The organism is Microbispora sp. H10836 (genome assembly GCF_012999525.1).
Lineage (GTDB): Bacteria > Actinomycetota > Actinomycetes > Streptosporangiales > Streptosporangiaceae > Microbispora.
In genome coordinates, this window is sequence record NZ_JABBWU010000001.1 from 166,796 (window position 1) to 190,336 (window position 23,541).

A 23,541-nucleotide genomic window follows, 5' to 3' on the forward strand; every position below is an offset into this window, starting at 1 on the left:
ACTGGCGGGACGTGCCCACGCGGTGGAAGGACAACGACGTCTACGGGCACGTCAACAACGTCGTGCACTACTCGCTGATGGACACCGTGATCAACACCTGGCTCATCGAGGAGGGCGGGCTGGACATCCACGAGGGCCCGGCCATCGGCCTGTGCGTGGAGTCGCGCTGCTCCTACCGGGCCTCGGTGTCCTTCCCCCAGGTCATCAGCGTGGGCCTGCGGATCGGCCACCTGGGCCGCTCCAGCGTCCGCTACGAGCTCGGCCTGTTCACCGGGGACACGCTGATCGCCGAGGGCGATTTCACCCACGTCTTCGTGGACCGGCACACCCGCCGCCCGGTGGAGATCGGCCCGCCCCTGCGCCCCGCCATGGAACGACTCCTCCTCCCCCCTTCCCCCGCGTGACCGTGCCGCACGGACGGCGCCCCGGTCGCGCGGGGCGGCCGATGCGGCCCGTGAAGCCGATGAGAGCGAGGTTCACGGCTCCACCGTCCGGGTGATCGAGTCGACGCGGCGAACCCGTCCGTCGGGGGCGAGCCGGGCGAACAGGTGGACCTCGATCCGCAGGGTCTTGTCCTTCCTGGTCCGGACGGTCATGGTGTAGCGGGCGGCGGCCCGGTCGTCGTCGATCAGCGTCTCATGGACCTGGATGTCCAGCTCGCGGGCGTTCTTGCGGGCCGGACCGGCGTGGTCGATCAGCCGCCGGCGGTCGAGGACGTTGCCGTCGGTGCGGTATTCGAGGTCAGGGGTGTGGTAGCGGTCCACGATCGTGGCCGGGTCCTCGTGGCCGAAGGCCAGTTCGTACGGCAGCCGCGTCAGGAAGGCGTGGAAATCGGGCATCAGACCACCTCGCGGCGGACGTACCTGAATGGTGTTCTCATGACCGGCAATCCTCGTACGGCCGGACCTCTGGCGGCGTCCCACTCACGGAGTCATCCGCCGCTACTCCCCCGGGATCAGCCCGGCCGGGTGGACCGGGACGCGGGGAGCAGCTCAGGCGAGGCTGTCGAGCCAGGCGCGGTGGAGGCGGGCGAACCGGCCGGCGCCGGCGATGAGGCGGTCGGGCGGGCCGTCCTCCACGATCCGGCCGTGCTCCATGACGAGCACCCGGTCGGCGATCTCCACGGTGGACAGGCGGTGGGCGATGATCAGCGCGGTCCGGTCGGCGAGGATCGTCCGCAGCGCCCGCTGCACGAGCCGCTCGCTCGGCACGTCGAGGCTGGAGGTGGCCTCGTCCAGGATCAGCACGGCGGGGTCGGCCAGGAAGGCCCGGGCGAACGCGACGAGCTGCCGCTGCCCCGCCGACATGCGGCCGCCGCGCTTGCCGACATGCGTCTCGTACCGGCCGGGGAGCGCGGAGACGAACGTGTGGGCGCCGATTGCCTCGGCGGCCCGCTCGATCTCCGCGTCCGGCGCGCCGGGCCGCCCGAACCGCACGTTGTCCGCGATCGTCCCGCTGAACAGGTAGTTCTCCTGGGTGACCATCACCACGTGGCGGCGCAGGGTGTCCTCGTCCAGGTCACGCAGGTCGACGCCGTCGAGCAGCACCCGCCCGGCGACCGGATCGTGGAACCGGGCGATGAGCTTGGCCAGCGTGGTCTTGCCCGCGCCCGTGGTTCCGACGACGGCCACGGTCTGCCCGGCGGGGATCTCCAGGTCGAGCAGCGGCAGCACCGGCGGGCCGTCGCCGTAGGCGAACCGGACGCCCTCGAAACGCAACGCCCCGGCGGCGCGCGGCAGCGGCACCGGGCGGCGCGGTTCGGCCACCGACGGCCGCTCCTCCAGCACTCCCGACAGCTTCTCCAGCGCCGCCCCCGCGGACTGCAGGGCGTTGTAGAACTGGCTGATCTCCTGCATCGGCTCGTAGAACTGGCGCAGATAGAGAAGGAACGCGGCGAGCACGCCGACCGTGACCGTGCCGCGCATCGCGAGCAGGCCGCCGTACAGCAGGACGGCGGCGACCGTGACGTTGCCGATCAGTTTGATGCCGGGCATGAACACGGCGACCAGGCGCATGCCGCGGGTGTTGGCGGCCCGGTAGCCGTCGTTGAGCCGCTCGAAGATCTCCTGGTTGCGTGGCTCCCTGCGGAACGCCTGCACCGCGCGGATCCCCGTCATCGACTCCACGAAGTGGACGATGACCAGCGCGACCGCTTCCCGCGTACGGCGGTAGACGACGCTCGACTGGCGGCGGAACCACCGGGTGAACAGCAGCAGGACCGGCAGCGGCAGCAGCGCCACCAGACCGAGGCGCACGTCGAGGACGAGCAGCATGACGGCGGTGCCGCACAGCGTGAGCACGGCCGTGACCAGACCGTCGAAACCGGACTCGAGCAGCTCCGCGATGGCGTCCACGTCGGAGGTGAGCCGGGAGATGACCCGCCCCGAGGTGTACTTCTCGTGGAACGGCAGCGACAGCCGCTGGAAGTGGTCGAAGACCCGGCGGCGCAGCTCCAGCAGGATGTCCTGGCCGATCCGGCCCGACATCTGCAGGAACGCCTGCCGGGTGAACGCCTGCGTGAGCGCGGCGGCCAGCACCGCGCCGACGATCGTGAGCAGCGTGCCCGCGCCCTGACCGCGCAGCATGGGCGGGATGCCGTCGTCGATGCCCGCCTTCACCAGGTACGGCAGGGCCAGGCCGGCCGCGTTGGACACCACGATGACCGCGGTGAGCACGGCGATCGCCCGGCGGTGCGGGCGCAGCAGGTCGCCGAGCAGCCGGCGCGACCGGGTGCGCAGCAGCAGGGACACGCGCTCGGAGATCTCGTCACGGTCCTCCGCGGCCACCCCCCGCCAGGTTGTGTTTCCCACTCGCTCGGTGTTTCCCGCTCGCTCGTTGGGGCGCTCACTTCCGCCGTCTTCCCTCGTCACGTGCTCGCTCGTTCCTCGCTGCGCGCGTTCCTCAGTCCAGACCGGCGGCGCGACCCTCCGGCTCGCTCGGTGTTTCCCGCTCGCTCGGTGTTTCCCGTTTCGCGGGTCATCGGATGGATCCCTCGGGGTCGAGGTCGGCGTCCTGGGCGAGCAGTTCGCGATACTCCGGCACGTCCGACAGCAGGTCGCCGTGGCGGCCGACGTGGGTGACGGTACCGTCGCGCAGCAGCGCCACCCGGTCGGCGAGCAGCACGGTCGAGGCGCGGTGCGCCACGACGATGCCGGTGGCCTCCGCGAGCACTCGCCGCAGCGCCTCCTCGACCAGCGCCTCGGTCTCCACGTCGAGCGCCGACAGGGTGTCGTCGAGGACGAGCACCCGCGGCCTGCCGAGCACGGCCCTGGCCAGCGCGAGCCGCTGCCGCTGGCCGCCCGACAGCGACATCCCCTGCTCTCCGATGCGGGTGTCGAGGCCCCACGGCAGGTCGTAGGCGAACGCCGCCTGCGCGATCTCCAGCGCCTGCCTGATCTCCTCCTCGGAGGCGTGCCCGTGGCCGAGCGTCACGTTCTCGCGCACGCTCATCGAGAAGAGCGTGGGCTCCTCGAACGCGGTGGCGACCACCGAGCGCAGCGAGGCCAGCGACAGGTCCCGCACGTCGTGCCCGTCGATCGTGACGCGCCCGGCGGTGACGTCGAGCAGCCGGGGCACGAGCGCGGTCAGCGTCGTCTTGCCCGACCCGGTGGCCCCCACGAGGGCGACGGTCTCCCCCGGCCGCACCTCCAGCCACACATCGCGCAGCACCGGACCGTCGGCCCCAGGGAAGCGGAACCCCGCGCCCTCGAAGCGCACGTGGCCGCGCGGGCGCTCGATGACGGCCGGGCCGCCGCTGATCGCGGGCACCGTGTCGAGCACCTCGACCACCCGATCGGCCGAGGTCATCGCCTCCTGGCCCATGGCGAGGATGTAGCCGAGCGAGGCGACCGGCCAGACGAGCTGGAGGACCAGCGTGGTGAAGGCGACCAGCGTGCCGAGCGTCAGCGCGCCGGCGCCGACCGCGATCGCGCCCAGCAGCAGGACCAGGGCGAGCGTGACGTTCGGCACGACCTCGAGGAAGGTGAAGAACCGCGAGGCCAGCCGCACCTTCGACAGCGAGGTGCGGCGGATCTCGCGCGCGGCGGCGGCGAAGTTCGCGAAGACGTGCCCGCGCCGGCCGAACGCCTTGACCGTGCGGATTCCCACGGCCGACTCCTCGACCAGCGTGGCGAGGTCGCCCTGCTGGTCCTGCACCTGCCGGGAGATGACGATGTAGCGCCGCTCGAACCGCAGCGACAAAGCCACGACCGGGACGGCGGAGACGGCGACGACCAGGCCGAGCGGCCAGTACATCCGCAGGAGCACCACGGTGACCGCGGTGAGCTGCAGGATGTTCATGATCAGGAAGAGCACGCCGAAGCCGAGGAACCGGCGGATCGTGGACAGGTCGGTCGTCGCCCGGGACAGGAGCTGGCCCGACTGCCACCGGTCGTGGAAGCTCATCGGCAGCCGCTGGAGGTGCCGGTAGAGGTCGTCGCGGATGGCGGTCTCCAGGCCGAGGACCGGCCCGGCCTGCGACCATCGGCGGACGAACGTGAGGACCGCCTCGGCGACGCCGAGGCCGAGGGCAAGCAGCCCGAGCGGGACCAGCCCGCCGCGATCCCCGTGGGCCACGGGACCGTCGATGATCTCCTTGCCGACGAGCGGGATCACCGTGCCGGCGGCGATCCCGAGCAGCGCCGCGAGCCAGGACACCACCAGGCTGCGCACGTACGGGCGCAGGTAGGACCGCAACCGCCACAACGAGCCCCACGAGGACCGGCGGACACCGGGCCCCGGTGCCTGTGCCTGTGGGGAGTCCATCAACGGGCGCAGCGCTCCTCCGGCGTCTGACAGGACAGGACGACTCGCTCCTGCCATGCTCCGTCGAAGGGCGCCGCGCCTTCAAGAGGTTTTCGCCCGCCGCCGGGTGTCACAGCCCGGCGGAGCCGCCTCAGCGCGGGTGGGCGACCGCCGACCCGATGGTGTGGACGCGCAGCGAGTTGGTGGAGCCGTGGTTGCCGGGCGGCGAGCCGGCCACAACGACGATCTTGTCGCCCTTCTCGCAGACGCCGAGCGACAGCAGCGAGGCCTCCACCTGGCGGACCATGTCGTCGGTGTGGTGGACGAACGGCACCTCGAACGTCTCCACACCCCACGTCAGCGCGAGCTGGCCGCGCACCAGCGGGTTGGACGTGAACGCCAGCAGCGGGATCGGCGAGCGGTAGCGGGCCAGACGCCGGGCGGTCTCGCCGGACATCGTGAACGCGACCAGGGCCTTGGCGTTGACGATCGCGCCGACCTCGGCCGCGGCGCGGGCGATGGCACCGCCGGTCGTCTCCGGGAGGCGCTCCAGGGTGTGGGTGGCCTGCAGGTAGGTGCCCTCCGCGGCGACCGCGATGCGGGCCATCGTGGCGACCGACTCGATCGGGTAGGTGCCCACCGAGGTCTCGCCGGACAGCATCACCGCGTCCGCGCCGTCCATCACCGCGTACGCGACGTCGGACGCCTCGGCGCGGGTGGGCCTGGGGGCGCTCATCATCGAGTCGAGCATCTGGGTGGCCACGATGACCGGGTGGGCCTTCTCCCGGCACAGCTCGATGATGCGGCGCTGGACGATCGGCACCTGCTCCAGCGGAAGCTCGACGCCGAGGTCGCCGCGGGCGACCATCACGCCGTCGAAGGCGTCGACGATCTCCTCGAGACAGTCGACGGCCTGCGGCTTCTCGATCTTGGCGAGGAGCGGGAGCCTGACGCCCTCCTCCTCCATGATCGCGTGGATGAGCGCGGCGTCGTCCGGCGACCGGACGAACGACAGGGCGATCATGTCGAAGCCGGTGCGCAGCGCCCAGCGCAGGTCCTCCTCGTCCTTCTCCGTGAGCGCGGGGGCGCTGACGGCGACGCCGGGGAGGTTGAGGCCCTTGTTGTCCGAGATCATGCCACCGATGACGACGCGGGTGACGACGCGGGGCCCCTCGACCGCGGTCACCTCGAGGTTCAGCCGGCCGTCGTCCACGAGGATCGTGTCACCCGGCTTGACGTCGCCCGGCAGGCCCTCGTACGTGGTGGAGACGATGTCCCGGTCGCCGGGGACGTCCTCGGTCGTGATCGTGAAGACGTCGCCGTAGCCGAGCCGCACGGGACCGGAGGCGAAGCGGCCGACACGAATCTTGGGACCCTGTAGGTCGGCGAGGACGCCGACGGCGCAGCCCAGCTCGTCGGCGGCGGCCCTGACCCGGTCGAACACCTCCTTGTGCAGCTCGTGGCTGCCGTGCGAGAGGTTGAAGCGGGCGACGTTCATGCCCGCCTTGATGAGCTCGCGTAGGCGCTCCGGCGAGGAGGTGGCGGGCCCGAGGGTACAGACGATCTTTGCTCGACGACTCACAGCACTACCCTAATTGGTACAGACCACTTGCAGTGACGGCGCACACAGCCGTCGCCTAATGTTCAGACACTTCACGCGATCATCCGCGTGCCCTAGCCTTGGCAGCCATGGGACGTACCCGGACCTGGGGGGTAATAACGGCGCTGTTCACCCTGGCCGCGTGCGGAGGCCAGGGTACCGAATCCACGGCCCCGCCGACGGGCGTTTCGGTATCGCTCAACCAATGGCGCAGCGACGAGGCGTCCCACGCACTGGAAGTCTCCGTGCGCAACGACACCGGCACGCCGGTGCGCTTCCGGGACGTCCAGCTGGTCACCGGCTCGTTCGCGACGCTCCCGCCGACCCGCGTGGACACCACCCTCGGCAGGACGCCGCGCACGGACCTGCGGATCCCGTACGGCGAGGCGCGCTGCGATCCGGCGACGATCCCTCCGGTCAAGCCGGCCACGGTGGTCGCGCACATCCAGGTCGCCGACGGACCGCCGCGCAAGGTGGAGTTCCCGGTCCGCCACCCCGATCCCACCCTGGACGGCCTGGTGAAGGCCGAGTGCGGGGCGTACATCCTGCGCCGGTCGGTGGACGTGACGTTCGGGGACGCGTGGACCCGGGCGGGCCGGGCCCTCCACGGCGACCTCGTCGTCACCAGGAAAGGCGGATCGGAGCCGATCACGATCGACGACCTCGGCGCCACCACGCACTACACGCTGTTTCCCCGCTCCGGGAAACGCCGGCCTGTGGCGGTGCTCGCGGCGGACGCCACGCGGCTGGAGATCCCCGTGGAGGTCACCCCGATGCGCTGCGACTGGCACGCCTTCGCCGAGGCCAAGAAGGCCTACCTGTTCCCCGTCTACGGGATCGTTGGCGGCGGCGAGAGGCGCTACCTCATCGCGACGCCTCCGGCTCGGGTGCAGCGGACGTTCCTGTCGTACGCGCAGGACGTGTGCGGCGTCGGCGGATCCTGACCGCGAGCCCGGCCCAGGAGGCGAGCACGACGGCGATCACGGCCAGCCGCACGTGCGTGACGTACGCCTCCGGGTAGACGACACCCTCGATGTAGGTGTCGATGAAGCCGCCGGGCAGCAGGCCGCGCTCCCCCGCCCTGGCCCGCCCCCAGTTCTCCAGCGCGGTCAGCGGGCACTCCACGAGCCCGGCGAGCTGCACCAGCCCCCAGGCGCACAGCCCGAGGTGCGGCCAGATCAGCCGGGGTCGCCGCCAGGCGAGGAAGCCGCCCAGGGCGATGTAGGCGATGACGAGGAAATGCGCCACCATCGTGGCCTGCCAGACGAGCCGGTAGATCATGATCTGCCCTCCTCCGCGAAGGAGGGTAGGCCGCCATGGCCCGCGGGGGCATCCGGCGGGCTACTCAGGCCCGTACTCAGATCGACGGGCTCAGATCGACGGGCTCAGGGCGAGACGGTGGCGGCCCGGGCGGCGTCGACCAGGCCGTGGCCGAAGAAGCCGTTCTTGGCCGCGGGCCCCTCGCAGACCTGGGTCTCGCCGGTGCCGTAGCGGTAGGTCCGGGGCGAGGGGCAGCCCTTCGGGATCGCCGTCGCGTACAGCAGGCGCTCCACCTGCGCGGGGTCCATCTGGAGCCCACCCTTGCCCGGCTTGCCGAACCGGCCGATGATCAGTGCCGCCACGCCGGTGACGTGCGGCGCGGCCATGGACGTGCCCTCCAGGTACTGGTAGTAGGCGCATTTGCCGCCCTGGCAGTCGCGGATCACCGAGGCCGTCTTCGGCTTGCCGTCGGCGAAGAGGAGGCCCTTGGCCCGCAGGACGTGCTCGGGGGCGGCGGCCAGGATCTCCCGGGTCGCGCCCTTGAGATCGGTGCCGCCGTCGAACATGTCGCCGCCCGGCGCGGCGATGTCGGTCTGCTCGACGCCGTAGTCGGAATACCCCGCCTTGCGCCCGCTGGGGCCGACCGAGGACACCGAGATGACGCCGTCGAGCTCGGCGGGGACGTTGAGGCAGGTGTTGTCGACGGGCCGCTTCTTCTCCGCGCCCGGCGGGAAGTCCGGGCTGGCGGTGTCCGCCTTCGGCTTGCCGAGGTCGCCGCCGGAGTTGCCGATGGCCGTGACCAGCGTGACGCCGTGCGCCCGGGCGTACTTGACCGCCCGGCGCATCCCCTCCAGGATCGCCCGCTGCTCCAGCCGCTCCCTGGGCGTGTCGCTCGGGTTGTTCGCGCAGTTGAACGTCCAGGGGTCGACGTAGAAGCTCATGTTGACCACGTCGACGCCGACGTCGGCGGCGTACTCCAGGGCGTCCATGGTGGGCTTGAGGAAGAAGAAGCCCGAGTCGGTGCCGGCGCGGAGGTTGACCAGCGAGACGTCGGGGGCGACCCCGCTGACGCCGAGGCCGTTGATCGGCGAGCCGATCGTGCTCGCGACGTGGGTGCCGTGACCGTCGTCGTCGACGTCCGCCGGGTCCTTGCAGCCCTTGTGCTCGCAGGGGCCGTCGAGCTTCTTGCCGTTCTCGTCGGTGGGCTGGTCGATCACGAAGTTGCGGCTCAGCGCCCGGTTGAAGTTCGGCGCGATGTCGGGGTGCGCGCCGTCGACTCCGGTGTCGATGACGCCCACGAGCACCTTGTGGCTGCCCCGGGCCTTGGAGTACGAGCCGGTGGGCGTGGCGCCGATCATCTTCATGTCCCACTGGCGGTCCGACAGCGGGTCGCCGCCGGGCGCCTTCCTGACGTCCGCCACGCGCGTCACAGCGGCCGGCGCGCCGGCGGAGGCGGGCGCGTCCGCGGCCTTGCCGACGGGACGGTCGAGCGTGACGCCGACCACGGAGGGGTCGGCGCCGATCTTCACGGGGTCGGACGCGCGCACGACGAGGTAGCCGAGCTTGTCGTCCCGCGCCCGCACCGTGCCTCCGGCCGCCTCGACCGCCCGCTGCGCGGCGGCCCGGCCGCCGTCCGTATAGAAGACCAGGTAGTCCTGCGAGGGCTCGGACGCGGTCGCCGTCCCCTGCAGGCCCGCGGCCCCCAGCCCGCCGAGCAACGTGATGGACATGATGGCCCCGGCGAGCCGCCCCCGTGCGTACAACGATCCTCCTCGGTTGCGGGCCCCCGGTGCCGGGGCCCCTCGATCCGGGCTGAAGCATCCTCCCGGCAGCCGCGCGCGCTCGCAAGCCGGCCGCCGAACTGGGATATGCCCGTTTTATCCCCTAAAAGCCGGACGGCCGTGGTCCGGTCCCCTGGGACCACGGCCGCCGGTTCACATCTCAGACGAGAGGCCGCGCCGTCGGCGGGATGGGAACGGGCAGGACGGTCCGCCCGCTCAGGTAGCGGTCGACCGCCGCCGCCGCCGACCGGCCCTCGGCGATCGCCCACACGATCAGCGACTGGCCCCGGCCCATGTCGCCGGCCGCGAACACGCCCTCGACCGACGTCTCGTACGACGCGTTCCTGGCCACGTTGCCCCGGGCGTCGAAGAACGACTCCGGGTCGCCGGACAGCGCCGCGAGGTCGTTCAGCAGCGGGCCCTTCTCCGGGCCGAGGAAGCCCATCGCCAGCGTGACCAGCTCGGCCGGGATCTCCCGCTCGGTGCCGGGGATCGGCCTGAACCCCGCCGCCGGGCCCTCGACCTCGACCAGGCGCAGCGCCCGCACGTTGCCTTCGTCGTCGCCGGCGAACTCCGTGGTGGACACGGCGTACACCCGGTCGCCCGCCCCGGCCTCGAGCTCCTCGTGCGCGCTCTCCATCTTGAACAGCAGCGGGTACGTCGGCCACGGCTGGCTGCCCGGGCGGGCCGCCGGCGGCCTCGGCATGATCTCCAGCTGGGTGACGGAAAGGGCCCCCTGCCGGATCGCCGTGCCGATGCAGTCGGCGCCGGTGTCACCGCCGCCGATCACGACGACGTGCTTGCCCTCCGCCGAGATCGGCGACTCGGGGAAGTCGCCCTCCTGTGCCTTGTTGGCCGGCGGGAGGTACTCCATCGCCTGGTAGACGCCCTTGAGCTCGCGGCCGGGCACCGGCAGGTCGCGCCACGCCGTGGCGCCGCCCGCCAGCACGACCGCGTCGAACTCCTCGCGGAGCCGGGCCACCGTGACGTCCGCGCCGACGTCGACGCCGGTGCGGAACTCGGTGCCCTCGGCCTCCATCTGCGCGATACGGCGGTCGACGTGCCGCTTCTCCATCTTGAACTCGGGGATGCCGTAGCGGAGCAGCCCGCCGATGCGGTCGGCCCGCTCGAACACGACCACGTCGTGCCCCGCGCGGGTGAGCTGCTGCGCGGCGGCGAGGCCGGCCGGGCCCGATCCGACGACCGCGACCTTACGGCCCGTCTTCACGGCGGGCGGCTGCGGCGTGACCCAGCCCTCGGCGAAGGCGCGGTCGACGATCTCGACCTCGACTCGCTTGATCGCGACCGGGTCGGAGTTGATGCCGAGCACGCACGCCGACTCGCACGGCGCCGGGCACAGGCGGCCGGTGAACTCCGGGAAGTTGTTGGTCGCGTGCAGCCGCTCGATCGCCTCACGCCAGTCGTCGCGGTAGACGAGGTCGTTCCACTCGGGGATGAGGTTCCCGAGCGGGCAGCCGTTGTGGCAGAACGGGATGCCGCAGTCCATGCAGCGGGCCGCCTGCTTGGTGAGCGCGGGCTTGGGGAAGTCCTCGTAGACCTCGCGCCAGTCACGGATGCGGACGTCGACCGGGCGGCGCGCCGGCAGCTCGCGCCCGTGTGTCAGGAACCCCTTCGGGTCAGCCATCGGTGTACCCCCCTTATCGCTGCGTGGAAACGGTCATGGAGACGGTCGCGATGATCCGCATCGGCGTCACCCGTGGGCGGCGGCCATGACCGCCTCGTCGATGTCGCGGCCCTCGGCCTCGGCGGCGGCCCGCGCCAGCAGGACCCGCTTGTAGTCCGACGGCATGACCTTCGAGAAGCGGCCGAGCGCGGTGTCCCAGTCGGCCAGCAGCGCCTTGGCCACCGTGGACCCGGTCTCCGCGAAGTGCCTGTCGACGATCTCCCGCAGGAACTCGGCGTCCTCGTCGTCCAGCGCCTCCAGCTCGACCATCTCGCGGTTGACCCGCTCGGGCCGCAGGTCGAGCGCGTACGCGACGCCGCCCGACATGCCGGCGGCGAAGTTGCGGCCGGTCGGCCCGAGGACGACGGCCCGGCCGCCGGTCATGTACTCGCAGCCGTGGTCGCCCACGCCCTCGACGACGGCGGTCGCGCCGGAGTTGCGGACGCAGAACCGCTCGCCCACGATGCCGCGGACGAAGACCTCGCCGGACGTCGCGCCGTACAGGCCGACGTTGCCGGAGATGACCTGCGTCTCGGCCTCGAACGGCGCGTCGGGGTGCGGGCGGACGACGATCCGGCCGCCCGACAGGCCCTTGCCGAGGTAGTCGTTGGCGTCGCCGGTCAGCCGCAGCGTGACGCCGCGCGGCACGAACGCGCCGAACGAGTTGCCGGCCGACCCGGTGAACGACACGTCGATCGTGTTGTCCGGCAGGCCGGCGCCGCCGTACCGCTTGGTCACCTCGTGGCCGAGCATGGTGCCGACCGTGCGGTTGACGTTGCGGATGGGCAGCTCCAGCGTCACCGGCTCGCCGAGGTTCAGCGCGCCCTCGGCGAGCTGGATCAGGGTGTTGTCCAGTGCCTTATCGAGCCCGTGGTCCTGCTCGACGACCTTGCGGCGCGCGGTGCCCTCGGGCAGCTCCGGCTGGTGCAGGATCGGCGACAGGTCGAGGCCGGAGGCCTTCCAGTGCTCGACGGCCTGAGTGGTGTCGAGCAGGTCGGCCCGTCCGATGACCTCGTCCAGCGAGCGGTAACCGAGCTCGGCGAGGTACTCGCGCACCTCCTGGGCGATGAACTCGAAGAAGTTCACCACGAACTCGGGCTTGCCGGTGAACCGCTTGCGCAGCTCGGGGTTCTGGGTGGCCACGCCCACCGGACAGGTGTCGAGGTGGCAGACCCGCATCATGACGCAGCCGGACACGACCAGCGGAGCGGTGGCGAAGCCGTACTCCTCGGCGCCCAGCAGCGCCGCGATGACCACGTCGCGGCCGGTCTTGAGCTGGCCGTCGGCCTGCACCACGATGCGGTCGCGCAGCCCGTTGAGCAGCAGCGTCTGCTGGGTCTCGGCCAGGCCGAGCTCCCAGGGGGCGCCCGCGTGCTTGATCGAGGTCAGCGGGGAGGCGCCGGTGCCGCCGTCGTGGCCGGAGATCAGCACGACGTCGGCGTGGGCCTTGCTGACGCCCGCCGCCACGGTCCCGACCCCGACCTCGGCGACCAGCTTCACGTGGACGCGGGCGCGCGGGTTGGAGTTCTTCAGGTCGTGGATGAGCTGGGCCAGGTCCTCGATCGAGTAGATGTCGTGGTGCGGCGGCGGCGAGATGAGACCGACGCCGGGCGTGGAGTGCCGGGTCTTGGCGATCCACGGGTACACCTTGTGGCCGGGCAGCTGGCCGCCCTCGCCGGGCTTGGCGCCCTGCGCCATCTTGATCTGCAGGTCGTCGGCGTTGACGAGGTACTCGCTGGTCACGCCGAAGCGGCCGGAGGCCACCTGCTTGATCGCGCTGCGCCGCTCGGGGTCGTACAGCCGCTCGGGGTCCTCGCCGCCCTCGCCGGTGTTCGACTTGGCGCCGAGCCGGTTCATCGCGATGGCCAGCGTCTCGTGCGCCTCCATCGAGATGGAGCCGTACGACATGGCGCCGGTGGAGAACCGCCTGACGATCGACTCGACCGGCTCGACCTCGTCGATCGGCACGGGCGCGCCGGCGGGACGCAGCTTGAACAGGCCGCGCAGCGTCATGAGCTTCTCGGACTGCCCGTCCACGAGGGACGTGTACTCCTTGAAGATCTCGTACCGCCGGGTGCGGGTGGAGTGCTGCAGCTTGAAGACGGTGGTCGGGTTGAACAGGTGCGGCTCGCCCTCGCGGCGCCACTGGTATTCGCCGCCGACCTCCAGCCGCCGGTGCGGGTTCTCCGCGCGGGGGTAGGCCCGCGCGTGCCGCTCCAGCGCCTCCGTGGCGAGCACGTCGAAGCCGACGCCGCCGAGGCGGGAGGTGGTGCCGGTGAAGCACTGATCGATGACCTCGGCGCCGAGGCCGAGGGCCTCGAAGATCTGCGCGCCGGTGTAGGAGGCGACCGTGGACACGCCCATCTTGGACATGACCTTCAGCACGCCCTTGCCGTACGCCTTGATCAGGTTGCGCACGGCCTTGCGCGGGTCGAGGTCGAGCCGGTCCGTCGCGATCATGTCCTCGACCGTCTCCAGGGCGAGGTAGGGGTTGATCGCGCTGGCGCCGTACCCGATGAGCAGGGCCATGTGGTGGCACTCACGGGCCTCGCCGGTCTCGATCACGAGGCCGACCCGGGTGCGGGACTTCTCCCGGATGAGGTGGTGGTGCACCGCGCCGGTGAGCAGCAGCGACGGGATCGGCGCCCGCTCGCGGGAGGACCCGCGGTCGGACAGCACGATGATCCGCGCACCGTCCTCGATGGCCCGGGAGACCTCCTGACGGATCTCCTCCAGCCGCCGCACCAGCGCCTCGCCGCCGCCGGCCGCGTCGAACAGGCCGGACACGACGTACGGCTGGAAGCCGGGCAGCGCGCCCTCGTCGTTGATGTGGACGATCTTCGCGAGCTCGTCGTTGTCGATCACCGGGTAGGGCAGCACGAGCCGGCGGCAGGAGGCCGGGCCGGGGTCGAGCAGGTTGCCCTCGGGGCCGATCGTCGACTGCAGCGAGGTGACGAGCTCCTCGCGGATGGCGTCCAGCGGCGGGTTGGTGACCTGCGCGAACAGCTGGCTGAAGTAGTCGAACAGCAGCCGCGGCTTCTCGCTCAGCACGGCCACCGGACTGTCGGTGCCCATCGAGCCGATCGGCTCGGCGCCGTTCTTGGCCATCGGCGTGAGGATGACCCGCAGCTCCTCCTCGGTGTAGCCGAAGGTCTGCTGCCGCTTGACCAGCGCCTCGTGGGCCGGGTGCTCGTGCTCGCGCTCGGGCAGCTCCTCGAAGCGGACCAGGCCCGCGTGCAGCCACTCGCCGTACGGCTCGGCGGCGGCGAGCTCGGCCTTGATCTCGTCGTCCTCGACGATCCGGCCGCGCGCGGTGTCCACCAGGAACATGCGGCCCGGCTGCAGGCGGCCCTTGCGGACGATCTTCTCCTGCGGGATGTCGGACAGCACGCCCGCCTCGGAGGCGAGCACGACCAGGCCGTCGTCGGTCACCCAGAACCGGCCCGGGCGCAGGCCGTTGCGGTCGAGGACGGCGCCGACCAGCGTGCCGTCGGAGAAGGTGATCGACGCGGGGCCGTCCCACGCCTCCATGAGCGTGGAGTGGAACTCGTAGAAGGCCCGGCGGGCCGGGTCCATCTCGGTGTGGTTCTCCCACGCCTCCGGGATCATCATCAGCACGGCGTGCGGCAGCGACCGGCCGCCGAGGTGCAGCAGCTCCAGCGTCTCGTCGAACGAGGCGGTGTCGGAGCCGTCGGGGTCGCAGATCGGGAACAGCCGCCGCAGGTCGCCCGGGATCAGGCCGGTGGCGAGCATCGCCTCGCGGGCGCGCATCCAGTTGCGGTTGCCGCGCACGGTGTTGATCTCGCCGTTGTGCGCGACGTACCGGTACGGGTGGGCCAGCGGCCAGGAGGGGAAGGTGTTGGTCGAGAAGCGCGAGTGGACCAGCGCGATGGCGCTGACGTAGCGCTCGTCGGACAGGTCGGCGAAGAACGGATCGACCTGCAGCGAGGTCAGCATGCCCTTGTAGACGATCGTCCGCGAGGACAGCGAGGCGAAGTAGACGTCCGCCTCGTGCTCGGCCCGCTTGCGGAAGGCGAACACGATCCGGTCGAGGTCGACGCCGGTCTCGCCGCCGGGCGAGGTGACGAACAACTGGGCGAAGTGGGGCATGACCGCGCGCGCGGTGGCGCCGGGCAGGTCGCGGTCCACCGGCAGGTCGCGCCAGCCGAGGACGGTGACGCCCTCCTCGGCGGCGATCTGCTCGATGAGGCCGATCGCGGTGGCCCTCGCCTGCTCGTCCAGCGGCAGGAACGCGGTGCCCGCGGCGTACGCGCCCTCGGGCGGCAGCGGGAAGTTCACTGTCGCACGGAAGAACGCGTCGGGGATCTGCGTGAGGATGCCCGCACCGTCGCCGGTGTCCGGCTCGCTGCCGCTGGCACCCCGGTGGTCGAGGTTGCGGAGCGCGGTCAGTGCCTTGGCGACGATGTCGTAGCTGCGGCGGCCCGCGACATCGGCCACCATGGCTACGCCACAGGCGTCGTGCTCGAATCCGGGGTCGTAGAGTCCCTGGGGCTCGGGGAGACCTCCGGGAAGGCCAAGGCGGGCAGCAGGCATGTAGTCACTCCCGTCGTCAACGTCTGCGTGGAACAGAGGGACGACGCTGGCCCTGCTGCGGGTTGAGTGCTTAAGAGATTACAACACGCTGCCGGAATAGTGCCCCCCAGGTCCGCTTCGCGAACCTTCACAGGTCAGCGCCGTGGATATGGTTTGCGCATGAGTGGTCATGAGGCGATCGACGAACTGCTCGCGGAGGCCGGCGTGGACGGCCTGCGCCTGCGCGGAGCGCTGGCGCTCCTGTCCGGCGGCCGCTGGTGGACCCTGTCCGACCTGGTCAGGGAGACCGCGACGTCGCGGCGGACGATCGAGTCGCTGCTGCGACTGCTCCCCCTCGAGCACAGCGGCGACCGCGTCCGTATTCCCAGCGATCAGGTCAACCGCTACAACGTCGGGATTGATACGGATATTTCCGGTCTGGGGAATCCGGTCTCCGGGATGGTCGAGGCGCACGCCGAGACGCTCGACCGCCTCAAGGCCCTGATCGCCGGGGCCCCCCGGGGACGGCACGCGCTCGACCACGTCTCCGCCACCGCGGAGACCGTGCTGCGCCGCGCCCTGCTGCTGGGGCGGCGGTTCTGGCTGCCCGGCGCCCGCCTGCTGTGCGTCGGCGACCACGACCTGACCTCGCTGGCCGTGCGGATGGTCCACCCCGAGGTCGAGGTCGCCGTGGCCGACATCGACGACCGCATCCTGGAGTACATCGACGCCCAGGACCTGGGAGTGCGCACCCGCTGGGCGGACCTGCGCCTCGGCCTGCCGCCGTCGCTGCGCGGCTGGGCCGACCTCGCGATCACCGACCCGCCGTACACGCCGGAGGGGATCGGGCTGTTCGCCGCCCGCGCCGCCGAGGGCCTGCGCGACCGCGACCAGGGACGCATCCTGGTGGCCTACGGCGCCTCCGAGCGCACTCCGATGCTTGCCCTCAAAGTGCAGAAGGCTCTCATCGACCTCAACCTGCTGCAAGAGGCGATATTTCCGCACTTCAACCGGTATCACGGCGCGGAGGCGATCGGCAGCGCGGCGGACCTGTACGTGCTGCGCCCCACCACGAAGACGTGGCCGGCGATCGCCGCCCGGCTCGACCGCCTCGCCACGGCCATCTACACGCAGGGCCCCCAGGCCGTCGAGTCCGCCCCGGCGGCGCCGCCGGACGAGGCGGCCGTGGCGGCGTTCGGACCGGACCTGCTCGCCGGCGACTGGCCGCGCGGCCTGCTGCCGCAGGTGCCGCGTACCCGGCTCGCCACCCTGCTGGCCAAGCCGTACGCCGCGGATCCCGGGCGCGTGGCGATCGCCGTGCCGGCCGGGCTGGAGGCGGCGCTGCCCCGCCTGCTGCTCGCCACGCGCGCCCGGCACGTGCGCGTGCTCACGGCCGGTCCGATCACGGACCCGACCGCGCTGGCCGCGCTGCTGGCCCCCGTCTACTCGCTGACCGTCGCGCCCCGCGGAACCGGCCACGTGCTCGACGCCGTACGGCTCGCGCCGCCCGCGAGCGGTCCCGAGCGGGTGGCACGCAAGATCATGGACAGCGCGCACGGAAAGGTCGCCAACACCTGGCGGGAGGCGCTGACCGGTACGGCCGGTCTCACCAAGCGGCAGGCGAGGGCGGCCGTCGAGGAGACCGCGCCGTGGGCGCTCGACGCCACGCCGCTCGAACTCCCCCTCCACCGCCTGGCCGCCTTCCGGCACGCCGTCCCGGGCCTGACGTGATCCGCAGGAATCTGGCCCAGCCGTTCTTCGGCCGTCCCGGCACATGACGGTCGCCGCATTGCCCCGGATGCCGTACGACCAGCTGTGATGGGTGTCGACGAAGAGCGATGTGCCCATCCAGAACCGCTCGGCCCTGCCGCGTCGCACGAGCTCCGCGTACGGCTGGGATTCGATTCCGAGCCGGGGTTGGACGGGGAAGACTACCGATAGTCGCATGCTCGCCTTCATGGCGGGGGCCGGATATCGGATTCCCGTGGGAACGTCGGTCTCCCTGACACCGATGCGGCCTCCGCTGCAGGCCGCCGTGGAGGCGCGGTCGCTGGCACTGCTCACCGGCGCTCCGGTGACAGCCGGGTTCGTGGCCGCCACGCCCGAGTTCGTCGCGTACGTCCGGGGGGAGCCCTACCGGCGTCCCGCCGTCGCGGTCCGCGACTACCTGCTCGGCGTCCGCGCGTTCCTGGACAGCGCGAACCCGGTCCTGCCCCCGCTCGGAGACCGGGCCGGAGACCCGGCCGTGGGGCCGGCCCGGCGGGTGGAGGTGGAACTGGGCGCGGGTGTGCTCCGGCGGGGCATGGCCCGCGCCGCCGGCGAAAGCGCCGACGTCGCGATCACCTGGATGACCCCGCCCGACTACGTCAAGGGCACGATCGCCCCCGCCCTGCGGGAGGGCGCTGGTGACGGCCGCCCTCCACCGCGTATCACGACCGTCGTGCACGTGGCGATCGCGCGACCCGGGCGGGACGCGGCTCATCTGGCGTACGCGGCGGCCCAAGGCCATCTGAGATCTCCGCACTACGCCGACATGCTGCGTCGCGCCGGCTGCGGCGTGGATCCCCGTGATCCCGGGTCGGGTGCGCGCAGGCTCGTGGACAGCGGGATCTTCGTCTTCGGCACGCCGGAGCAGATCATGGCGGCCCTGCACGAATACGAGCGGGCAGGCGTGGACGAGGTCGTCCTGAACGCCGCCGGCGTGCACGTGACCGAGGGTTGCCAGGCCGCGGTGGAGGACGCCGCGGAGATCCTGGAAGCGTCGCGGGCCGTGAGAGCCGCCGGCGCGGCGGTCACATGATCAGGACAGGGCCGTATACACATGGTCAGATATCGTTGAAAGAAACGTCAAGTGCCGGCAGGCGAAAGCATCGCGCGACGGAAGGGTGGCACCGTGCAGCGGAGGGGTGGCACCGTGCAGCGGAACCGCGTCCTACAGAAGATCGTCGGAGTGGCGGCGGTGTTGTGCCTCGCCGGCGCGGTCATCGTCTGGATCTTCCAGCACAGCCCGAGCAAGGCCGCCGTTCTGGCAGCCGGCGCGATGATGTTACTGATAATCGCCGGTTCGTCCCGGAGTAAATCCTCCGGTCCGCGCAAGCGGTAACGAGGCCGCCCACCGGTCTACCTGGACGGTTGGACCCCGCCCGCAGACGGGATGACGGTGGCCGCGGGGGCGGAGACCGCCGGCGTGGCGCCGGGGTCGGTGGGAGGGGCCTCCGAGGGCTGGGTGGTGTCGGCCGGGCCGGGCGGCTGCGCGGGGTCCGAGGGCACCCCGGCGATCTTGACCACGCGGCGGAAGACCGCCTTCTCGGCCTCCCGCACGGCCAGGCCGAGCATGATGAAGTCGTCCCTCTCCCCCGGCTCGGCGCCGTCGGTCCTGCCGACCCAGGCCACCCCGAGGTAGTGCCCCAGGACGTAGGCGTTCGCCTCGCTGTAGGCGCCGAACTTCGCGCGGGGCGACTCCAGCGGCTGCACCCAGGCGCCCCGGTAGAGCGACGCGAGCGACTTCGCCAGCGAATCGGCCGCCGCGACGTCCGCGAGGTTGAACAGGGTGTACTGCGCGACGTACGTGCCGTCGGCCGTGGCGTACAGGCCGCGGACGGCCTGGGTGCAGCCGGCCTCGGCCAGGGCGTCGGCGAGATCGGCTCCCCACACCGCGCCTGCGCAGGCCTGGTCCAGGCGGCTGGCGAGCCTGCGCAGCGTGACCTTCCCGGCCGTGAGCGTCCGTGCGCCGAACACCTCCTGGGCGGTCAGCGGCGCCGCGTCGGCCTTGCGGTCCTGGACCGGGGCCAGTTCCTTCAGCGACGGCCAGGACTGGAAGGACGCGGGCAGTCCCTCCCCGACCACGCCGCCCGCCGCCTGCGCCGGCTGCGGCGGCGCGCCGCCGATCGCGTTGACCGTCAGCGTCAGCACCAGGGCGATCGCCAGCACTCCCGCGCCGACGACCGACCACACGAACACCCGCTGCTGCCGGTCGTCCAGGCCCAGATCGGTGAGGGCGGCCCCGGTCCAGCCCTCGGCCGGCGCGGACGACCGGCGCTTGCGCTTGGTCATAGACCGCCGGTTCCAATGAGCGAGCCCAGACCCCAGGTCAGCGCCGCGGCCACGGCGCCCACCACGAGCTGGCGCAGGCCGCTGAACCACCAGCTGCGGGCCGTCACCCGGGAGACCACGGCGCCGGCGGCGAACAGCGCCACCATCGACACCACGGCGGAGACCCACAGCCCCCGCACGCCCAGCAGGTACGGCAGGAGCGGGATGATCGCGCCCAGGCTGAACGACAGGAACGACGACACGGCCGCGAGCACGGGCGAGGGCAGGTCGTCGGGGTCCACGCCCAGCTCGGCCCGCGTGTGGACGGCCAGGGCCTCCTCAGGGTCGCGGGAGATCTGCCGGGCGACCTCCCTGGCGGTCTCCGGGTCCACACCCCGCTGCTCGTACATCCGGGCGAGCTCGGCCTCCTCGGCCTCCGGGTGCCGCTCCAGCTCCCGGCGCTCGACGTCGATCTCGGCCTGCGCGAGCTCGCGCTGGCTGGCGACCGACACGTACTCGCCGCCCGCCATGGAGAACGCTCCGGCGGCCAGGCCGGCGATGCCCGCGAGCGCGATGATCCTGGTCTCGGCGGTGCCGCCCGCGACACCGGCGATCAACGCGAAGTTGGAGACCAGCCCGTCCATCGCGCCGAAAACGGCCGGGCGTAACCAGCCGCCGTTGACGTCCCGGTGCTCGTGGTGGATCTCGGCCCGCGCCCCCGTCGTGGCCTTCGTCATCGCCGGTCGGCCTCCCCTTCCGGCGCCCCGGCGTCGCTCGCGGCGTTCGCGCCCGCGGTCGCCGTCTCGCCGGAGCCCGCGCCGCCGCCCTCGTCGTGGGGATCCCGCGGCGTCTCGTCCGGTTCCTCCTCACGCAGGAGTTCCGGCTCGTCGGCCTGGTCCCGCCCGTGAGCGGGGTCGGCGTGGGCGGGGTCGCCGTCGCCGATCTGGACGCCCAGCGGCTCCTCACCCGCGCGGTTGCGGGCCAGCCACAGGTACGCCAGCGCGCACAGGAAGATGACGATCGAGGTCCACTGGTTCAGCCGCAGGCCGAGGATGTGGTGGGCGGGGTCCACCCGCAGCCCCTCGATCCAGAACCGGCCGAGCGTGTAGCCCGCCACGTACAGCGCGAACACCCGGCCGTGCCGCAGCGTGAACCTGCGGGCGGCCAGGATCAGCACCACGGCGAGCGCGAGGTCCCACAGCGACTCGTACAGGAACGCCGGGTGGTAGGTGGTCGCGCCGGGGATGGTGCCCGGGCGGCCCGGCTCGATCTCCACGCCCCACGGCAGGTCGGTGGGGCCGCCGAACAACTCCTGGTTGAAGTAGTTGCCCCACCGGCCGATGGCCTGGGCCACGGCCACACCGGGGGCGAGGGTGTCGGCGACGGCGGTGAAGGAGATGCCGCGCCGGCGGCAGGCGATCCAGACGCCGAGCGCGCCGAGGGCGATCGCGCCCCAGATGCCGAGGCCGCCCTCCCAGATGAACAGGGCGTCGATCGGCCGCTTGGGCGCTTCCGAACCGAAGTAGATCTGCCAGTCGGTGATGACATGGTAGAGACGTCCGCCGACGAGGCCGAACGGCACGGCCCAGACCGCGAGGTCGGTGATCGTCCCGGGGGCGCCGCCACGGGCGCGCCAGCGGCGTTCGCCGATCCAGACGGCGACGATGACACCGAGCACGATGCACAGCGCGTACGCGCGGATCGGGATCGGTCCGAGATTCCAGACCCCCTGTGACGGGCTGGGAATCGAGGCGAGGAGGGGCATGTAACGTGACGTTACCGCAAGAGAGGGTGGCCCCGGAGCGAGGCACGGGCAACGTCTGCCCGACCTGCGCCGACCACCCGTCGCACCCCGTTCAGAGCCCGGCGGCGGCGTCCTCGCGGAGGGCGGACAGGCGCGCGGCGAGGTCCTCCAGGCCGGGGTACTCACCGAGATCCACGAGCCCCAGCCAGCCCAGCGCGGTCACCCCGCCGGGGTCGCACGCGCCCAGTACGCCGCCCGCGAGCGCCGCCACCGTGTCGGTGTCCCCGCCGAGCGACACGGCGTACGGCAGCGCGGCGGCCGGGTCCGGGGCCTCGCGGATCACGTGGACCACCGCGGCGACCGTCTCCACGGCGTCCAGGGAGACCCCCGCGGGCGGGGGCGACCACCTCCCGCGCGCGGCGTCCGTCACCGCGTCCGTCACCGCGCCCATCGGGCCGTAGCGCTCACCCGCCCAGCGGGCCTCGGCCGCCGCCGCGTCCAGCAGATCGGCCGGGCGGGCCCCCTCCACCGCGTACGACGCCATGGCCGCGATCACGCAGGCCGCCGCCACGGCCGCGGGCGCCCGGTGCGTCGCGGCGGACAGCACCTCGCACGAACTCCGGCGGCGTCCGGGGTGGTGCGGCGGCACGGCCCAGCCGGCCGGGGCGACGCGCATGGCCGCGCCGTTGGTGGCCAGGTCGTCCGCCGAGGGCGCGGGGATCTCCCCCGTCTCGGCGAAGTGCGCGAGAGCCCGCCGCGTCGTCGGCCCGAGGCCGCGCACCGCGGGCGCCGCGCCGGCCAGCCGGGTGAGGAAGTCCATGGAGGAGGGCCGCCCGCCCGTGTCGGCCAGGCACCGCGCGACCAGCACCATCTGCGCCGTGTCGTCGGAGGTCGCGCCGCGCGGCCAGCCCCGGTCCGGCGCCGGCAGCCGGACGACCTCGGCCGGGTCGACGCGCTCCGGCGGGCGGCCCTCCCACGGCACGCCGAGCGCGTCGCCCGCCGCGAAGGCGAGCATCGCCGCGTGGATCCTCCTCGCGGCGCCCGGGGGTTCACTGAGGGAAGACCGGTCGTCGTACGGCATGCGGGCATGCTAACCACGGCCGTGGAGGCGAAACCCGGCACGCGCGGCCGCCGGGAACCTCTCAGGCGAGCGTCACAGCTGCTCGCGCACGCCCGCTTCGCGCGCCAGCCCCTTCGTCTGGTCGCTCAGATCGCCCCCGAGCGCCGTACGGGCCCGGCCGAGGCGGGCCACGGGGAGGAGCGCACGTCCATGCGCGTCCTCCAGCTCGAACGCCAGGGCGGCGTAGTAGGCGACGACCGCGAGCACCAGACCGGCGACGCCCGCCGTGGTCCTCCATCCCGCGGACGCGGTGAGCTCGTAGACGCCGGTGATCGCGAACCTGGTGGCAGACATGGCCATCACGGCGGCGGCCACCAGCTTGGGCAGGCCCGCGAGGGCCGGGACGAGCATCGCCGCGGCGGCCGTGAGCAGGACGACGCCCAGCGCCGCGCTCGTGGTGCCGGGCGGGGAGGTGAGCGTGACGCCGCCGATCACCGCCCACGTGCCGGAAAGGACGCCCATCGCGGCCCCTGCGACCGCATCGCGGGCGAGGAAGCCGAGCACGCAGACGAGGAACTGCAGCGGCGCGGTGAACAGCAGCGCGGCCAGGGCGACGACGCGCCCCTGCGCGGCGGGCACCCAGCCGAGCTCCATTGCGGCGAAGGCGGTCGTGGCCAGGGCGAGCCCGAGAAAGCCCAGCGGCAGCGGGCTGCCCATGGGCCGCAGGACGACGCGGGCGACGCCGGCCTGTCCGCCGGCCGGCTCCCCGGGGAGGTCGCGCCCGCTCATCGGCCCGGCGGCACCGGCATCGGCCGCCGCTCGGTCACGAGCGGTTGTCCGGCTCTTGGGTGCGGCTGTCGAACTCGGTGTGGCCGTTCGGGCACTCCGGGATCGTGTCGCCCTCGTGGACCGACACCTTCTCCCCGCAGACGGCGCAGTGGAAGACGCCGGTCTTGCGGGCCTTCTCACCGGTGTGGGCGGGCACGGCGCCTCCTCGCTCAGCTCATCGCGGGGGAACCGCTCGTGGCAGGCGCGGGCGGGACTCCGGTCGGACCGGCCTCTCCCCGGCCTGTGCGGAGCTTGTGACATCGCGCTCGATACCCC

At 72.5% G+C, this 23,541-nt stretch carries 19 protein-coding genes; 5 read left to right on the plus strand and 14 right to left on the minus strand.

What is annotated here, in order from left to right:
- Nucleotides 1-11: 11 nt before the first annotated feature.
- Nucleotides 12-404 carry a thioesterase family protein gene (locus tag HHX30_RS00750; protein ID WP_311921910.1) on the plus strand — a complete coding sequence of 131 codons (393 nt, stop codon included), beginning with the start codon at nt 12-14 and terminating at the stop codon, nt 402-404.
- 72 nt (nt 405-476) lie between these two features.
- Here the strand turns inward: HHX30_RS00750 and HHX30_RS00755 are convergent, their stop codons facing one another.
- The 4 genes from HHX30_RS00755 to pyk all read right to left on the minus strand — a co-directional run bounded on the left by HHX30_RS00755 (nt 477) and on the right by pyk (nt 6,325).
- Nucleotides 477-839 (minus strand): nuclear transport factor 2 family protein, encoded by a 363-nt coding sequence (locus tag HHX30_RS00755; RefSeq protein ID WP_169978322.1) that lies wholly within the window; start codon nt 837-839, stop codon nt 477-479.
- A 153-nt stretch (nt 840-992) separates the two neighbouring features.
- The gene (locus HHX30_RS00760) at nt 993-2,810 is read right to left on the minus strand and encodes an ABC transporter ATP-binding protein (RefSeq protein ID WP_311921911.1); all 1,818 of its coding nucleotides are present in this window, start codon (nt 2,808-2,810) and stop codon (nt 993-995) included.
- A gap of 166 nt (nt 2,811-2,976) precedes the next feature.
- Entirely contained in the window at nt 2,977-4,764 is a 1,788-nt protein-coding gene (locus tag HHX30_RS00765) for an ABC transporter ATP-binding protein (RefSeq protein ID WP_169978326.1), read from the minus strand.
- Between the two features lie 130 nt (nt 4,765-4,894).
- Nucleotides 4,895-6,325: a pyruvate kinase gene (gene pyk, locus HHX30_RS00770; protein ID WP_169978328.1), complete on the minus strand. Its 1,431-nt coding sequence runs from the start codon at nt 6,323-6,325 to the stop codon at nt 4,895-4,897.
- A gap of 263 nt (nt 6,326-6,588) precedes the next feature.
- Between pyk and HHX30_RS00775 the strand changes: the two genes are divergently transcribed.
- Complete coding sequence (locus HHX30_RS00775; protein WP_169978329.1) at nt 6,589-7,287, plus strand: hypothetical protein; 699 nt, start codon at nt 6,589-6,591, stop codon at nt 7,285-7,287.
- Here HHX30_RS00775 and HHX30_RS00780 read toward each other — a convergent pair.
- From HHX30_RS00780 to gltB, 4 genes are all read right to left on the minus strand, one after another.
- Nucleotides 7,208-7,624, minus strand: a complete 417-nt coding sequence (locus HHX30_RS00780) for a DUF2784 domain-containing protein (protein WP_169978331.1) — start codon at nt 7,622-7,624, stop codon at nt 7,208-7,210. The genes HHX30_RS00775 and HHX30_RS00780 overlap by 80 nt on opposite strands.
- 104 nt (nt 7,625-7,728) lie before the next feature.
- On the minus strand, nt 7,729-9,366 hold the full coding sequence (locus HHX30_RS00785; RefSeq protein WP_249349516.1) for a S8 family serine peptidase: 1,638 nt from the start codon (nt 9,364-9,366) through the stop codon (nt 7,729-7,731).
- Nucleotides 9,367-9,544: 178 nt separating this feature from the next.
- Nucleotides 9,545-11,029, minus strand: coding sequence for a glutamate synthase subunit beta (locus tag HHX30_RS00790; RefSeq protein ID WP_169978333.1), 1,485 nt, complete (start codon nt 11,027-11,029; stop codon nt 9,545-9,547).
- A 66-nt stretch (nt 11,030-11,095) separates the two neighbouring features.
- Nucleotides 11,096-15,622 carry a glutamate synthase large subunit gene (gene gltB / locus HHX30_RS00795; protein WP_169978335.1) on the minus strand — a complete coding sequence of 1,509 codons (4,527 nt, stop codon included), beginning with the start codon at nt 15,620-15,622 and terminating at the stop codon, nt 11,096-11,098.
- A 159-nt stretch (nt 15,623-15,781) separates the two neighbouring features.
- Between gltB and HHX30_RS00800 the strand changes: the two genes are divergently transcribed.
- The 3 genes from HHX30_RS00800 (at nt 15,782) to HHX30_RS00810 (ending at nt 18,704) form a co-directional block, all read left to right on the plus strand.
- On the plus strand, nt 15,782-17,332 hold the full coding sequence (locus tag HHX30_RS00800) for a bis-aminopropyl spermidine synthase family protein (protein ID WP_169978337.1): 1,551 nt from the start codon (nt 15,782-15,784) through the stop codon (nt 17,330-17,332).
- A 214-nt stretch (nt 17,333-17,546) separates the two neighbouring features.
- The gene (locus tag HHX30_RS00805; protein ID WP_169978339.1) at nt 17,547-18,401 is read left to right on the plus strand and encodes an LLM class flavin-dependent oxidoreductase; all 855 of its coding nucleotides are present in this window, start codon (nt 17,547-17,549) and stop codon (nt 18,399-18,401) included.
- Between the two features lie 114 nt (nt 18,402-18,515).
- Nucleotides 18,516-18,704 carry a hypothetical protein gene (locus tag HHX30_RS00810; RefSeq protein WP_169978341.1) on the plus strand — a complete coding sequence of 63 codons (189 nt, stop codon included), beginning with the start codon at nt 18,516-18,518 and terminating at the stop codon, nt 18,702-18,704.
- 17 nt (nt 18,705-18,721) lie between these two features.
- On the opposite strand, the gene HHX30_RS00815 is transcribed toward HHX30_RS00810, so the two are convergent.
- The 6 genes from HHX30_RS00815 to HHX30_RS00840 form a co-directional block, all read right to left on the minus strand.
- Nucleotides 18,722-19,654, minus strand: a complete 933-nt coding sequence (locus tag HHX30_RS00815; RefSeq protein WP_169978343.1) for a hypothetical protein — start codon at nt 19,652-19,654, stop codon at nt 18,722-18,724.
- Nucleotides 19,651-20,370: a VIT1/CCC1 transporter family protein gene (locus HHX30_RS00820; protein WP_169978345.1), complete on the minus strand. Its 720-nt coding sequence runs from the start codon at nt 20,368-20,370 to the stop codon at nt 19,651-19,653. Before HHX30_RS00820 ends, HHX30_RS00815 begins: the two co-directional genes overlap by 4 nt.
- Nucleotides 20,367-21,398 (minus strand): prolipoprotein diacylglyceryl transferase, encoded by a 1,032-nt coding sequence (gene lgt, locus HHX30_RS00825; protein WP_169978347.1) that lies wholly within the window; start codon nt 21,396-21,398, stop codon nt 20,367-20,369. Before lgt ends, HHX30_RS00820 begins: the two co-directional genes overlap by 4 nt.
- Before the next feature lie 91 nt (nt 21,399-21,489).
- Nucleotides 21,490-22,458, minus strand: coding sequence for an ADP-ribosylglycohydrolase family protein (locus tag HHX30_RS00830; protein WP_169978349.1), 969 nt, complete (start codon nt 22,456-22,458; stop codon nt 21,490-21,492).
- Nucleotides 22,459-22,530: 72 nt separating this feature from the next.
- Nucleotides 22,531-23,226 carry a GPR1/FUN34/YaaH family transporter gene (locus HHX30_RS00835; protein ID WP_169978351.1) on the minus strand — a complete coding sequence of 232 codons (696 nt, stop codon included), beginning with the start codon at nt 23,224-23,226 and terminating at the stop codon, nt 22,531-22,533.
- A gap of 34 nt (nt 23,227-23,260) precedes the next feature.
- Entirely contained in the window at nt 23,261-23,422 is a 162-nt protein-coding gene (locus HHX30_RS00840) for an alpha helical protein (RefSeq protein WP_169978353.1), read from the minus strand.
- Between the last annotated feature and the right edge of the window lie 119 nt (nt 23,423-23,541).

Bases quoted from the DNA above. Each gene is read 5' to 3' on its own strand.
- HHX30_RS00755 (WP_169978322.1), bottom strand. From the start codon at position 839: ATGCCCGATTTCCACGCCTTCCTGACGCGGCTGCCGTACGAACTGGCC.
- HHX30_RS00765 (WP_169978326.1), bottom strand. From the start codon at position 4,764: ATGGACTCCCCACAGGCACAGGCACCGGGGCCCGGTGTCCGCCGGTCC.
- HHX30_RS00780 (WP_169978331.1), bottom strand. From the start codon at position 7,624: ATGATCTACCGGCTCGTCTGGCAGGCCACGATGGTGGCGCATTTCCTC.
- HHX30_RS00790 (WP_169978333.1), bottom strand. From the start codon at position 11,029: ATGGCTGACCCGAAGGGGTTCCTGACACACGGGCGCGAGCTGCCGGCG.
- gltB (WP_169978335.1), bottom strand. From the start codon at position 15,622: ATGCCTGCTGCCCGCCTTGGCCTTCCCGGAGGTCTCCCCGAGCCCCAG.
- HHX30_RS00800 (WP_169978337.1), top strand. From the start codon at position 15,782: ATGAGTGGTCATGAGGCGATCGACGAACTGCTCGCGGAGGCCGGCGTG.
- HHX30_RS00805 (WP_169978339.1), top strand. From the start codon at position 17,547: ATGCTCGCCTTCATGGCGGGGGCCGGATATCGGATTCCCGTGGGAACG.
- HHX30_RS00815 (WP_169978343.1), bottom strand. From the start codon at position 19,654: ATGACCAAGCGCAAGCGCCGGTCGTCCGCGCCGGCCGAGGGCTGGACC.
- HHX30_RS00820 (WP_169978345.1), bottom strand. From the start codon at position 20,370: ATGACGAAGGCCACGACGGGGGCGCGGGCCGAGATCCACCACGAGCAC.
- lgt (WP_169978347.1), bottom strand. From the start codon at position 21,398: ATGCCCCTCCTCGCCTCGATTCCCAGCCCGTCACAGGGGGTCTGGAAT.
- HHX30_RS00830 (WP_169978349.1), bottom strand. From the start codon at position 22,458: ATGCCGTACGACGACCGGTCTTCCCTCAGTGAACCCCCGGGCGCCGCG.
- HHX30_RS00835 (WP_169978351.1), bottom strand. From the start codon at position 23,226: ATGAGCGGGCGCGACCTCCCCGGGGAGCCGGCCGGCGGACAGGCCGGC.